Annotated in this window: 9 protein-coding genes; 4 read left to right on the forward strand and 5 right to left on the reverse strand. The window is 64.9% G+C overall.

Annotated features, from left to right (window positions below; translation table 11 throughout):
* The first annotated feature begins 12 nt into the window (after window positions 1-12).
* The 4 genes from trpB to ACSZOQ_RS18170 all read left to right on the forward strand — a co-directional run bounded on the left by trpB (window position 13) and on the right by ACSZOQ_RS18170 (window position 4,561).
* Entirely contained in the window at window positions 13-1,257 is a 1,245-nt protein-coding gene (gene trpB, locus ACSZOQ_RS18155; RefSeq protein WP_439923793.1) for a tryptophan synthase subunit beta, read from the forward strand.
* Complete coding sequence (gene trpA / locus ACSZOQ_RS18160) at window positions 1,254-2,090, forward strand: tryptophan synthase subunit alpha (RefSeq protein ID WP_439923794.1); 837 nt, start codon at window positions 1,254-1,256, stop codon at window positions 2,088-2,090. The genes trpB and trpA overlap by 4 nt, the downstream gene beginning before the upstream one ends.
* 201 nt (window positions 2,091-2,291) lie before the next feature.
* A complete protein-coding gene (gene accD / locus ACSZOQ_RS18165) occupies window positions 2,292-3,236 on the forward strand; it encodes an acetyl-CoA carboxylase, carboxyltransferase subunit beta (RefSeq protein ID WP_439923795.1) in 945 nt (314 codons plus the stop codon).
* Window positions 3,233-4,561, forward strand: coding sequence for a bifunctional folylpolyglutamate synthase/dihydrofolate synthase (locus ACSZOQ_RS18170; RefSeq protein WP_439923796.1), 1,329 nt, complete (start codon window positions 3,233-3,235; stop codon window positions 4,559-4,561). Before accD ends, ACSZOQ_RS18170 begins: the two co-directional genes overlap by 4 nt.
* Window positions 4,562-4,729: 168 nt before the next feature.
* Here ACSZOQ_RS18170 and trxA read toward each other — a convergent pair whose 3' ends face one another.
* The 5 genes from trxA to ACSZOQ_RS18195 all read right to left on the reverse strand — a co-directional run bounded on the left by trxA (window position 4,730) and on the right by ACSZOQ_RS18195 (window position 13,336).
* Window positions 4,730-5,050 carry a thioredoxin gene (gene trxA / locus ACSZOQ_RS18175; RefSeq protein WP_439923797.1) on the reverse strand — a complete coding sequence of 107 codons (321 nt, stop codon included), beginning with the start codon at window positions 5,048-5,050 and terminating at the stop codon, window positions 4,730-4,732.
* 98 nt (window positions 5,051-5,148) lie between these two features.
* Entirely contained in the window at window positions 5,149-8,637 is a 3,489-nt protein-coding gene (addA, locus tag ACSZOQ_RS18180) for a double-strand break repair helicase AddA (protein ID WP_439923798.1), read from the reverse strand.
* The gene (gene addB, locus ACSZOQ_RS18185) at window positions 8,631-11,786 is read right to left on the reverse strand and encodes a double-strand break repair protein AddB (protein ID WP_439923799.1); all 3,156 of its coding nucleotides are present in this window, start codon (window positions 11,784-11,786) and stop codon (window positions 8,631-8,633) included. Before addB ends, addA begins: the two co-directional genes overlap by 7 nt.
* Window positions 11,787-11,873: 87 nt before the next feature.
* Window positions 11,874-12,596 (reverse strand): nucleotidyltransferase family protein, encoded by a 723-nt coding sequence (locus ACSZOQ_RS18190; protein WP_439923800.1) that lies wholly within the window; start codon window positions 12,594-12,596, stop codon window positions 11,874-11,876.
* 419 nt (window positions 12,597-13,015) lie between these two features.
* Window positions 13,016-13,336, reverse strand: a complete 321-nt coding sequence (locus ACSZOQ_RS18195; protein WP_439923801.1) for a PilZ domain-containing protein — start codon at window positions 13,334-13,336, stop codon at window positions 13,016-13,018.
* Window positions 13,337-13,347: the final 11 nt, after the last annotated feature.

The raw sequence follows: 13,347 nt of genomic DNA on the forward strand, positions 1-13,347 counted from the left end.
CGAAGGGTGACAATGAATTCTCTTCCCAATTCCTTCCGGTCCGGTCCCGACGAACGCGGGCACTTCGGCATATTCGGCGGCCGCTTCGTCGCGGAAACGCTGATGCCGCTGATCCTCGATCTGGAGAAGGCCTATACTGACGCCAGGACCGATGTCGCGTTCCAGCGCGAGATGGCGGGCTACCGCAAGGACTACATCGGCCGTCCGTCGCCGCTGTATTTCGCGGAGCGTCTGACCGAGCATCTTCGCGATATCTCCGCGGCGTCCGGCGGTGCCGGAGGTGCAAAGATCTACCTCAAGCGTGAGGAGCTCAATCACACCGGTTCGCACAAGGTCAACAACGTGCTCGGCCAGATTCTGGTGGCGCGGCGCATGGGCAAGAAGCGGATCATCGCCGAGACCGGCGCCGGGCAGCATGGCGTGGCGACCGCAACGCTATGCGCGCGCTTCGGTCTCGAATGCGTGGTCTACATGGGCGCGGTGGACGTGGCGCGGCAGGAACCCAACGTCATCCGAATGGAAATGCTGGGCGCCAAAGTGGTGCCCGTGCAATCCGGCACCCGCACGCTGAAGGATGCGATGAACGAGGCGCTGCGCGACTGGGTGACCAACGTGCATAACACCTTCTATTGCATCGGCACGGTGGCGGGGCCGCATCCCTATCCCAAGATGGTGCGCGACTTCCAGTCGATCATCGGCGAGGAGACCCGCCAGCAGATGCAGGAGGCCGAGGGCCGCCTGCCGGATTCGCTGGTCGCCTGCATCGGCGGAGGCTCCAACGCGATGGGATTATTCCATCCTTTTCTCGACGATTCCTCGGTGGAGATTTTTGGCGTCGAGGCGGCGGGCCATGGCCTCGACAAGCTGCACGCGGCCTCGCTCACGGGAGGGCGGCCCGGTGTGCTGCACGGAAACCGCACCTATCTTTTGATGAATGACGACGGCCAGATCCAGGACGCGCATTCGATTTCCGCAGGCCTGGACTATCCCGGCATCGGGCCGGAACATTCATGGCTGCACGAGACCGGCCGCGTGATCTACCTTTCCGCGACCGACGAGGAAGCACTTGGCGCGTTTCAGTTGCTGTCGCGACTGGAGGGTATCATCCCGGCGCTGGAATCGGCGCATGCGATCGCGCGCGTCATCGACCTCGGGCCCGCGCGGCCGAAGGATCACCTGATGGTGGTCAATCTCTCGGGCCGCGGCGACAAGGACGTGCCGCAGGTCGGCGAGATTTTGAAGGGCAGAAAGAAGTGACCACCCGTATCGACACACGCTTTGCCGAGCTGCAGAAGCAGGGCCGCTCGGCCTTCGTCACCTTTCTGATGGCCGGCGACCCCGACCCCGCGACCTCGCTCGCCATCATCGAGGCGCTGCCGAAGGCCGGCGCCGACATCATTGAAATCGGAATGCCGTTCACCGATCCGATGGCGGACGGTCCGGCGGTCCAGGCCGCCGGTAGGCGCGCGCTCAATGCTGGCATGACCGTGACCAAGACCCTGCAGATGATCCACGACTTCCGGACAGGCGATGGTTCGACGCCGGTCGTGCTGATGGGCTACTACAATCCGATCTACATCTATGGCGTCGAGAAATTTCTCACCGATGCGAAGGCCGCCGGCGTCGATGGTCTCATCGTCGTCGATCTGCCGCCGGAGGAAGACTCCGAGCTGTGCATCCCGGCGATGAAAGCGGGGCTGAACTTCATTCGCCTTGCGACGCCGACCACTGACGACAAGCGGCTGCCGGCGGTGCTCGCGAATACGTCCGGCTTCGTCTACTACGTCTCGATCACCGGGATTACCGGCAGCGCTGCGGCGGATTCGGCAGCCGTCGGTGCGGCGGTCGGGCGCATCAAGCGCCATACCACCCTGCCGGTCTGCGTCGGCTTCGGCATCCGCACCCCGGATGCCGCGCGCGGCATCGCCGAGCGCTCCGACGGCGCGGTGGTCGGCTCGGCGCTGGTCGATGTTCTCAGCGGCAGCCTCGACGCCGAGGGCAAAGCGACGGCCAAAACGGTTAACGCGGTCGCCGATCTCGCGGCGGCACTGGCTGCGGGCGTCCGGTCCGCCAGGCAGGCAGTGGAATAGGACCCTCTCCCCTTGCGGGAGGGGATGTCGAACCGCATCTATCCAGCGAGGGGCGGAGGGGTCGCTCCCTCGCCATAATCGCGCTAGAAGGACCTCACCCGGCCCGCACCTCGCGCGGTGTGTGCCACCTCCTCGCGCCCCGCTGCGCGTGCGGAGAAGGCCAGGACCGTCGCACGGCGGTGCGGCGTTACGGAGTAAAGCATGAACTGGTTGACTAACGTCGTCCGCCCCAAGATTCGCAACATCCTCAAGCGGGAGACGCCGGAGAATCTCTGGATCAAGTGTCCGGACACCGGACAGCTCGTGTTCTACAAGGACGTCGAGAGCAACCAGTTCGTCATCCCCGGCTCGAACTATCACATGCGCATGAGCGCAGATGCGAGGCTGCGGTCGATCTTCGATAACGAAACCTGGTACGACGTCGCATTGCCCGAGGTGACCGCCGATCCGCTCAAGTTCCGCGACGAGCGCAAATATGTCGACCGCATCAGGGATGCGCGCGCCAAGACCGGCCTCAATGATTCCGTGAAGGTCGGATATGGCAAGCTGGAACACGCCGGTGTCGTGGTCGCAGTGCAGGATTTCGATTTCATGGGTGGCTCGCTCGGCATGGCGGCGGGCGAGGCCATCGTGCGCGGCCTTGAACTCGCGGTCGAGAAACAATGTCCGTTCATCGTGTTCGCGGCCTCCGGCGGCGCGCGGATGCAGGAAGGCGTGCTGTCGCTGATGCAGTTGCCGCGCACCACGGTTGCGGTGCAGATGCTGCGCGAGGCCGGCCAGCCCTACATCGTGGTGCTGACCAATCCGACAACCGGCGGCGTCACAGCGTCCTATGCGATGCTCGGCGACGTCCATATCGCGGAACCCGGCGCGCTGATCGGCTTCGCCGGCGCACGCGTCATCGAGCAGACCATCCGCGAGAAACTGCCGGACGGTTTTCAGCGCGCCGAATATCTCAGGGACCACGGCATGGTCGACCTGGTGGTGCATCGTCACGAGTTGCGGCCGACGCTGGCGCGGTTGTGCCGGCTGTTGACCAAGGCGCCGGCGCTCGATGCGATGCCAGAACCGCCATCCGCCCCAGATGAGCCGGACGAGCCGATGTCCGCCCCGGACGCGGCGGCGCCATCTGCGCTCCCCGCGTGAGCGCTGCTCCGCCCCAACAAACGCCGCTGGGCGACGTCGTCGCGCGGATCTCGAAGCTGCATCCGAAAAAGATCGATCTCACGCTCGACCGGATGTGGCGCATCCTCGAACAGCTCGATCATCCTGAACGCAAGCTTCCGCCGGTCATTCATGTCGCCGGCACCAACGGCAAGGGCTCGACGGTCGCCTACCTGCGCGCGATCCTCGAAGCCGCCGGCTTGCGCGTGCATGTCTTTACTTCGCCCTATCTGGTGCGGCTCAACGAATGCATGCGGCTGGCCGGAACGCTGGTCAGCGACGACGACTTGCGCGACGCGCTGCTTGAATGCGAGCGCGCCAATGGCGGCGAACCCCTCACCTTATTCGAGATCAAGACCGCGGCCGCCTTTCTGTTGTTCGCGAAAACTCCCGCTGACGTATTGTTGCTGGAGGTCGGCCTCGGTGGCCGGCTCGACAGCACCAACGTGGTCGAGACGCCGCTGGCGAGCGTCATCACGCCGATCGGCATCGACCACATCGAATTTCTCGGCGACACGCTGATGAAGATTGCCGGCGAGAAGGCCGGCATCATCAAGCACGGCGTGCCCGTGATCTGCGCGGAGCAGTTGCCGGAGGCGCAAGCCGTGGTCGAGCAGCGGGCGAAGCAGATGCGCAGCCCTCTGCACGCCGCTGGCCAAGACTGGCACGTCAATGTGGAACATGGGCGGCTTGTCTATCAGGATGAGCGCGGCCTGCTCGACCTCGCCGCGCCGCGGTTGTTCGGTCGGCATCAATTCGACAATGCCGGTCTCGCGATTGCGACGCTGCGTGCGCAGGACCGCTTCAGCATCGACGCGGCGGCGTTCGAGCGTGGCGTCACCGGCGCCGAATGGCCGGCGCGAATGCAGCGGCTGACATCCGGTAAGCTGGTGGATCAGGCGCCGCGTGACGCCGAGCTCTGGCTCGACGGCGGACACAATGTCGATGGCGGCCGGGTGGCAGCGGCGGCGCTTGGTGATCTCGAGGAGCGGGTGTCGCGGCCGCTGGTCGTGATAACAGGCATGATGGGTAACAAGGACGCGAAGGGCTTTCTCGCCAACTTCGCCGGGCTGACGCGCCACGTCATCGCCGTGCCGATTCCGGATATGGAAAATGCGATGCCACCGGAGGTGCTGGCGGATGCGGTGCGCGCGCTCGAGATGCGTGCCGAGACCGCTGTAGACGTCAAGGCCGCCCTGCAATCGCTGGCACGGCTCGCCTATGAAATCCCGCCACGCATACTGATCGCGGGATCGCTGTATCTCGCCGGGCACGTGCTGGCGGAGAACGGAACGCCGCCGAACTAAAATTCCCGCTTGCGGGGGTGGGTTGGGGTGAGGGCGATTTCAGTGAAGATGCCCCCACCCGAACGCTTCGCGTTCGACCTCCCCCGCAAGCGGAAGAGGTAAGAGGCACATCCAAACAAAAACGGCCGGCGATAGGCCGGCCGTTCGCAAAATTCCAATGCGGAGAAATCAGACCGTTGCAGTAATCCACTGCTCCAGTTTCTGCTTCGGCGCGGCGCCGACCTGACGCGAGGCCAGCTCGCCGCCCTTGAAGATCATCAGCGTCGGAATCGACATCACGCCGTATTTCGAGGCCGTCTTGGGGCTCTCGTCGACGTTGAGCTTCACGATCTTGACCTTGTCGCCCATCGCGCCGGAAATTTCGTCCAGCACCGGGCCGATCATGCGGCAGGGGCCGCACCACTCGGCCCAGAAATCGACCACGACCGGGCCAGTCGCCTTGAGCACTTCCGCTTCGAAATTGGCGTCCGAAACCTTGCCAACAGCCATGGAATACCTCGTTGCATTGATGAGATCGCGCACTGCGAAAGAGTGCGCCTGAAACTACATGCCAAGTTAAGAAGGCGATCTTGCCGGGTCAAGGTTTCTCACACGGAGATGATCGCTTCCAGCCCGGCATTAAGCCTCTCGGCCGAAATCTCCATCATTTCAGGCGTCTCGGTCCAGAGCAGCGCCGCTTTGACTGGCAATTCCGGGTAGAGCCTGGCCAGCACCGCGCGGTAGAGCGCGAGCTGGCGGACATAGGCCGCCGGAACGTCGACGGCGCTCGTGGGTGGAGCGTGGCTCGTCTTGTAGTCGACGATCAAAACCGCTTCCGGCGTGACCACGAGCCGGTCGATCTGGCCGGACACTAGCACCGGATCGCCGCGCCGCGTCGTTAGCCGCCCGGCAATCGCCACCTCGGCTCGGCTGCCGTCCGCGAACACTTCTGCGAATCGGGCGCCGCCGATTAGCGCCAGCACCTGCGCCGCCAGCGCGTCGCGCTCGGTCTCGTTCCAGCCGCTCGCATTGCGGGCGAGATGGGCCAGCGCGATGTCGCGGCGGCGATTTTGCGGCACGTCGGGCAGGGATTGCAGCAGGCGGTGCACCAGCGTGCCGCGCAGAAGCGCGCGGCTGCGCTGATCCGGGGGTTCGCCAGCGCGAACGCGATGATGTGCCTTGTCGTCCGCATCCGACGGCCGCAGCAATTGACCGCCGGGCGCTTCCGGCGCGGCCATCGCGCGCAGCCACGGCGGCAGGGTGATTTGCGCAGCGGCAGCCTGCGTCGCAGGACTGGCGGCGAGCGGTTCGGGTTCCCCTGGCCGTGTGTAACGCTTGATCGTGCCGGCGGCGGTCTCGATTTCCTGCATCGCGAGACCGGAGTGGCCGAGGCCCTTGTCGATCAGGTCGTACCAGGCGTGCTTGCGCACATCGTTACGATTGCCGGGTTTGCAGCCGCCGACGATCAGACGGTCGGCCGCGCGCGTCATCGCCACATAAAGCAGGCGGCGATATTCGTGTTCGGTTTCCGCGATCATGGCCACGCGGGCATTCACCACGTCACGCGGATCATCGGCCTTCCTGCCGGCCCAGATCGTGACGCCCGCCGCACCGGCGGGCGCGTTGCCGCGCGCCATGCGGATCAGGCTGAGACGCTCGGTGTCGGCCGGCGAGGTCACGGTATCGGCGAGAAACACCACCGAGGCCTCGAGTCCCTTGGCGCCGTGCACCGTCATCACGCGTACCTCGTCGCGCGAAATCTCCATGTCACGCTTCACCTCTGTGTCGGCGGCGCGCAGCCACGCTATGAACCCCTGCAGCGCCGCCGGCGCTCTGCGCTCGTAGGTCAGCGCCAGTTCGAGGAATTCGTCGAGCGCATCGTTAGCCTCGTGACCGAGCCGGCGCAGGATTCGCCGACGTCCGCCGTCTTCGCCTAGCAGCCACGCATAGAACGCGAACGGCGTCTCGCGCGTGGCGTGTCTTTCACACATCTTCAAGCGCTCGAATGCATCGCGGAATTTGTCGCTGGCCGCCGCGTGATCGGCGAGCGCTTTGCGCAGCGAGCCCTTGCGCTGCCATGCCAGCGTGAACAGGTCGTCGTCGTCAAGGCCGAACAGCGGACTTTTCAGCGCCACCGCCAGCGCCAGATCGTCCCGCGGCAGCAGCAGCGCGTCGGCGAGATTCATCAGGTCGATGATCGCGATGTGTTCGGTGAGCTTGAGGCGGTCGGCACCGGCGACCGGAATGCCGGATTGCTTCAGCGCCTGGATGACGGCATCGAAGACGTTGCCGCGCCGCCGCACCAGCACCAGAATGTCGCCGTAGCTGAGCGCGCGGCGATTGCCTAGATGCCCCGTCATGGTGCCCTGCGCGATCAGCGTCTTGATCTCGGTTTGGATACGCCGGGCGAGCTTGACCTCGGAGCTGGTTGAGGACACCGCATCGAACGGCGCACGCCAGCCTTCGATCTCCTCCCGCTTGTCGCGCTCCTCCAAACTCCAGAGATCGACGATGCCAGGTGCTGCGTCCGCCAGCGATTCATGCACCGGATGAGCGCCGACCGCATGGATGCTCGTATAGATCGTGGCATCGCGGAACACGTAATCGACGGACTCCAGGATCGTCTTGCCCGAACGGAACGAGTAGATGAAATCCTCCTTCCGGAACGGAAGCTGGGCATCGCGGAATTTCTGCTCCAGCTTGCGCCGCCGTTCGTCGAATTCGCGGGGGGCTGCACCCTGGAACGAGAAGATCGACTGCTTCTCGTCGCCAACCGCGAACACCGTCCGCCTGACCTCGCGCGCCCCATCCCCTGTGGTGAAGTCCGCGATGATGCGTTCGACGATGTCCCATTGCTTCGGGCTCGTATCCTGCGCTTCGTCGATCAGCACGTGATCGACGCCGCGGTCGAGCTTGTAGTGCACCCAGCCGGGCGAGGTCTGGTCCAGCATGTCCAGCGTCTTGTCGATCAGGTCGTCATAATCGAGCAGGCCGCGCTCCTGCTTCTCCCGCCGGTAGTTTTTGGCGATCGCGGTCGCGATGACCAGCAGGGATTGCGTGCGATCGCGGATGTTGAGCGCACGGCGGCGTTCGAGCAGCGCGATCACGCGCTGACCCTCCCGGTCGAGCATTGCAGCGATGCCGGGCCTAACGTCGCTGATCTTCTTGGTGATGAAGGATTTGCGCGGGCTGCAATCGCCGGTCAGGAAGATATCGAGATAGCGATCGGCCTGGGCCGCCTCGCCGATCATGGCGCGCGCCTCGCGCAAACATTTGGCTTGATCAATGTCGGATTTGTTGCCTGTTTCCAGAATCGCGGCGAGCGCCTGCCATTCAGATCTTGGCAGGTTCGGTCCATCGACGATCTCGCACTCGACGTCCTCGACGCGGTCGGCGGGATTGACGCCGAGCGCATCGGCCACATCCTTGATCGCCTGCTCGATGCCGCGATCCTCGGTCCAGGCGATGACGAGATAGCGGCTGAGACAGGCCCGATTGATGACGTCTCGCAGCGTTGTGTCGGCTGCCGCGCCCATGGCATATTGCAGCGCGCGGCCGGCGGGGCTGTCCGGATTCTGCGAGGCTTGAAGCATGACGCCGAGGCTGGCGCGCTCCATCATCTCGGTCTGGTCGCGCTCGTCGAGCACGGTGAAACGCGCCGGCACCCGCGCCTCGAACGGAAACTGTTGCAGCAGCCGCGTGCAGAGCGCGTGGATAGTCTGCACCTTCAGACCGCCCGGCGTTTCCAGTGCCGCCGCGAACAGCTTGCGCGCGCGCTGGCGCGACTTCGCATCGGGATGAGCGATTCCGGTGTCGCGCAGCGCCGCGTTCAGGGCGTCATCGTCGAGCGTGACCCAGTGTCCGAGCGTCGAGAACACCCGCTCCGACATGTTGGCGGCGGCGGCCTTGGTGAAGGTGATGCAGAGGATACGTGCGGGGTCGACATCGCTCAGCAGGAGACGGATCACGCGCTGCACCAGCACATGGGTCTTGCCCGATCCGGCGTTGGCGGACACAAAGACCGACGTCGCCGGATCGGACGCGCGCTGCTGACGTGCGCTTGCGTCGGGATGAACGGGGCGGGGCGCCCTCACCATTCCTCGATTCCCAGCCCGCCCGCCGCCGACCATTCCTTGATCCGGGCGAGATCATCATAGGCGCCGTAGCGCGTTGTCCACATCGGCAGGTTCAATGATTTGTAACCTTGCTCCTCGTTATCGAATTTGCGGATCAGGATGTTGAGTTCTTGCAATGCGTAATCAGCCGCCTGATCCGGCGATTGCTTGTTGGTCTTGCTGTTGTCGAGATCGACCGGCTTCGGCTCGCCGGGCGGGTTGTTGCCGCTGAGCCGGACGTACACGAGTTCGCTGATCGATGCGCCGGCGGGGATGCCCTCGAAGCCGCCTTTGCGCAGGATCGCGGATTCCAGCGTGAGCTGCGGCGACAGTCCGAGCCGCACCTGCTTGCTGCTCGGCGGACTGCCGGTCTTGTAGTCGAGGACGGCATAACGGCCGTCCTCGAGATGGTCGATGCGGTCGGCGCGCGCCGACAGGACAAAGGTGCGATCGCCGTCGATCGGAATCAAAATCTCGCCGCGGACCTCGGCGTCGATCTTCACAAGGTGTGCCCTGCGCGACTGCTCCCATTCCGCGAACCATGTTGCGATTCGCTTGAAGCGCGGCCACCAGAGCGCGCGCGCCTCGGGTCGTTGCATCAGCGGCGCGAACCGGGTCTCGCCGATGGCGCGAAGCACGTCCGCGGGATTTTCCGGCAGGGCCGCCGGATAGGCTTTCGTGAAATCGCCAAGCGCGTCATGAATGGCCGAGCCGCGATCGGCCGCCGACAGCGGCATGTCGACGGCATCGAGCGGCAAGAGCTTCAGAATGTGTTTGGCATAGATGGTATAGGGGTCGCGCAACCAGTCCTCGATGGCAGTAACCGACAAGCGCGTCGGTCGCGCGGTACGCGGCGGCTTTGGCTCGGGCTGGGCGACGGGGGTGACCTTATCCGGCCGGTCGAGCGCCTCGGCGTATTGGACGTATCGCGTGCCGGCTTTTACCGCAGCTGCCCAGCGTTCCGCGCCGGCGACCGCTTCGAGCCGGTGCAGGAAGCGCGACGCTACCGCCGGCGCGCCGCCAGCCTTGGCGGCATGACTGAGAATCACTTCCTCTACGCTGAGCAGCTGCGCGAAATCATGCGCGGAAAGGCCGATGCGCCGCTCGGGAAGGTCGAGACCGAGTTCGTGCCGCATCGGGCGGCTGAGCCAGGGATCGGCTGTCGGCGCGGGCGGCCAGACGCCTTCGACGAGGCTTCCGAGAATGACGCGGTCGCACTGGGTGAGACGCGCTTCTAGCGGGCCGTAGATCCGCAAGCTTGCCGCTGTCGTCTGCGGCCGGCGCACGATACGGTCGCCGAACGCGGCCTCGAACACCTCGGGATAATCAGCGATCTTGACCGTCAGTCCGCTGCGCGCACCAGTCTCGCTGAGGTCGTCGAACGCGGCTGCGAGCGCAAGGCCGTGTTGACCCTCGAAGGCCGCGGCAACGCCTTCATCGTCGCGCGACAGCGCCTCGATCGCTTGTCGATGGCGCCAGGCGAGAGCGGTGAAGTCGGCTGGAATGGATGTGCCGTCGCCTTCGAGCGGCGCGAGCGCCGCCTGCAAGGCCGCGATCAGATCACTGATATCATCGAGATGATGCGGTTTCAGCGCGGCGCGAGGCTCGGCGGGATGCAGCGACGAGCTGTCGCCGCGATCGAGCTTGCCGAGTTCGCTGCAAAACTGTGCGAACTCATCCGCCAGTCCCTTGCTGCGCGGCGGCGGCCGGGTGCCGCGCAGGATCGCAAGCTCAAGCATCGCGACGGCGCGCGACCAACCGCCGGCGGCGCGGCCGAGCCGGCACAGCGGATGCTTCAGCAAGGCCAGCAAAGTCGGCGGTTCCAGCCCATCGCAGGCCGCGCCGGCGACGAGCCGCGCGAAGATTCCCGCGGGCGTATCCATCAATGCGTCGCCGCCGGAATCGTCGAAGCCGAGATTCCAGCGGCCGAGCGCAGCCATCACGCGCCGCGCCAGCGCGCGATCGGGCGTTACCAGCGCCGCCGTCTTGTTGAGTTCGCGCGCCTCGCGCATGGCGGCAGCAATGCTGAGCGCTTCCACTTCCGGATTGGCGGCGGTAATCACGGTGAGGTTCTGCAACCCGGTTGCGATTTTCTCAGCGACCTCTGGCTCGGCAAGCCGGGTGTGCCATCGCGCGGTCGCATCAGATGGCCGCATCGCCTCTGACGCCAGTATCTCGCGCCCGTATGGCGCGGGTGCGCCGAGCGTTTCCACGTCGCGGCGCGTGATGCCGAAGCGCTTGAGTAGACCATGCAGCGCGAACTGCGGATGGCCGGCGGCGGGCGCCGAGGTGAACGCGCCGCTTGCCTTGTCCCTGACGCCGCCGATCAGTCGCCACGCATCTTCATCAAGGTCGGTATCGAGCCCCGGCAGCACCACGGCGCCTTGCGGCATTTTTGCGATGACATGCAGCAGTCTTGCGGTCGACGGCATCGAACCGGTGGAGCCAGCCGCGATCACCGGCCCGGAAAGATGGCCGGCGAGACGGGCGGCTTCGGCCTCGATCAGCTGGTCGCGCCGCACCGCCGGCTCGATCCGGTCGGTTTCCTCAAGATGTGCCGGCCAGTAGTCTCGCGCGATTTTCAGGAAATCGAGCGTGAGCTGCCAGTATTTGTCGAGCGCGTCGGGCACCAGTCCGTCGAGCGCGCGCCAGTCCACGCCGCGCGTCGCCATGTCGTCCATCAGCCGCGCGAGATCGTCGGCAAGCGCCAGCGTTGAGGCCGGGCCACCGAGAACCAGCGGTGCTTGCGCCGGATCGCCGGGCTTCAATTGTCCAGCCCATGCTTCGATGAGCTGCGCGAGTGCAAGACGGCGCGCCAGCCCGTCGAGTGCCGGAGGCAGTGCGAGCGTCTCGAGCGAAGGGGAGGCCGCCTGCGCGAAGGCGAATTCATCCTCGTCGATGTCGCCGAGCGCGACGATGCGCGGCAGGATCACCGCGTCGACATCAAGCACGTCGAGGAAGATCTCGCGCGCCATGCGGCCGGCGCGACGGGTTGGCAGATAGAGCGTGGCCTCGGCAAGCCGTTCGGGCTGCGCCCGCGGACGAAACCCCTCGATCAGCGCGCCGTCGACCAGCGCGGTGATGACGGTGCGCAGAAACGGCGCTGACGGGGGGACGTTGCGGACGCGCATGCAAGACTCTGATTCGGGATCAGGCATATCATGACACGGGCGGAGAGGGGCAGCGTCGGCTGCAAGCCTTCGTGTGAAAGGCTGACGTCAGGTGGCGCTGACCAAGACCGCTTGTTCGGCGGCCTTGACGGCGTCGGGCGTTCCGACATGCATCCAGACGCCCTCGAGCCGCAATCCGAACAGCCGTTCCTGCTCGTTGGCGCGATCGAATATTTTCGTCAGCGAGAACTCGCTTATGGACGTACCGGCGAACAGTGCGGGCGATATGATGGCGACACCGGCATAGACGAACGGCACGACCTGATTTTCTTTCCGCTTGCGCAGCGCGCCGTCAGGAAGCATCGCGTAATCGCCGCTGCCACCATAGCCGATGCTGCTCGCCGTCGGTGCCATCAGCAGCAGGATATCCATGCGCTCGGAATCGAAAGCTTCAGCCATCCGCGTCAGATTGGGGCGCGCACCGTCGATCCACATGGTGTCGGCATTGAGATGGAAGAACGGGGTCTCGCCGAGCAGCGGCAAGGCTTTAACCACGGCGCCGCCGGTGCCCAGCACCTCATTGCGCTCGTCGGAGATGATAATCCGCGGCTGGGTGCGATGAGCGACGTGATCGATGATCTGGTCCGGCAGATAGCGCACGTTGACGACTGCTTCGCCGACGCCCGCATCGGCCAGTTTGTCCAGCACGTGATCGAGCAGCGGCTTGCCGGCCACGGGCACCATGGGTTTCGGCATCCGTTCTGTCAGTGGCCGCATGCGCAGGCCGAGGCCTGCGGCGAGCACCATGGCTTTGGTCGGGGTGACGGGCATCCTCGGCAAGGTCTCCGGCGAGTCATGGTCGAGTCAGCGGATTGTATCACGGCGATCCGCGAAGCGCATCGATCAGGCGATAGCCGACTGCCGTGACGCAAGCGTGACGCGGAGATGCGGCGCCGGATCGGGGCCGATAGAGTATTTTCCGGCTAAGTGAAATCCGGTTCGCGTGAAGAAAATGCTCTCAATTAATAACGTGCGCGTATTCTGATCGCAAAACCGGTATCCCCTTTTGCCGAATACGCGCTAGTGGTCCCGTGGTTCTAACATTCGCATCCCGTTTCAGCAGGCCCTTGTGCGAATGTTAGAACCACGGGACCACTAGCAACTATAAGTTTCTAGTGGAGTTTTGGATTTGACATTCGCATCGCGAGACCGCGGCAGTGGGTAGCGAATGTCAAATCCACTCCGCTAGGTCAGGCGTCCGCGGCGGCGTCGTTGCGCCGGCCAGCCTTTTTCTTCTTGTCGTTCTGCTTCAGGAAATTGACGCCGATCTGGTCGCCATTGACCCAGGCCAGCTCGCAGCGGCGATAGGCGAGCCCCGTGGATGACAGCAACAGGAAGAATTCCTTCAGATGCAGGCCTTCGATGGGCCCTTCAACGGTCAACTTGGCGCCGGTCTCCGAAACATCCTCCATGGTGCAGTTACGGCGCCAGGTGCCGTCGATGCCCATCATGTGCGCGCCATATCCGCGCTCGAAGGTGACGCGTTCGCCCTTGCGCCGTTCCGCACCCATGGCTCGCTCCG

Origin of the sequence: Nitrobacter sp. JJSN (assembly GCF_051912485.1) — a bacterium.
GTDB lineage: Bacteria > Pseudomonadota > Alphaproteobacteria > Rhizobiales > Xanthobacteraceae > Nitrobacter.

Coding starts and splice junctions, on each gene's coding strand:
- trpB (WP_439923793.1), top strand. CDS start 13: ATGAATTCTCTTCCCAATTCCTTCCGGTCCGGTCCCGACGAACGCGGG.
- accD (WP_439923795.1), top strand. CDS start 2,292: ATGAACTGGTTGACTAACGTCGTCCGCCCCAAGATTCGCAACATCCTC.
- trxA (WP_439923797.1), bottom strand. CDS start 5,050: ATGGCTGTTGGCAAGGTTTCGGACGCCAATTTCGAAGCGGAAGTGCTC.
- addA (WP_439923798.1), bottom strand. CDS start 8,637: ATGGTGAGGGCGCCCCGCCCCGTTCATCCCGACGCAAGCGCACGTCAG.
- addB (WP_439923799.1), bottom strand. CDS start 11,786: ATGCGCGTCCGCAACGTCCCCCCGTCAGCGCCGTTTCTGCGCACCGTC.
- ACSZOQ_RS18190 (WP_439923800.1), bottom strand. CDS start 12,596: ATGCCCGTCACCCCGACCAAAGCCATGGTGCTCGCCGCAGGCCTCGGC.
- ACSZOQ_RS18195 (WP_439923801.1), bottom strand. CDS start 13,336: ATGGGTGCGGAACGGCGCAAGGGCGAACGCGTCACCTTCGAGCGCGGA.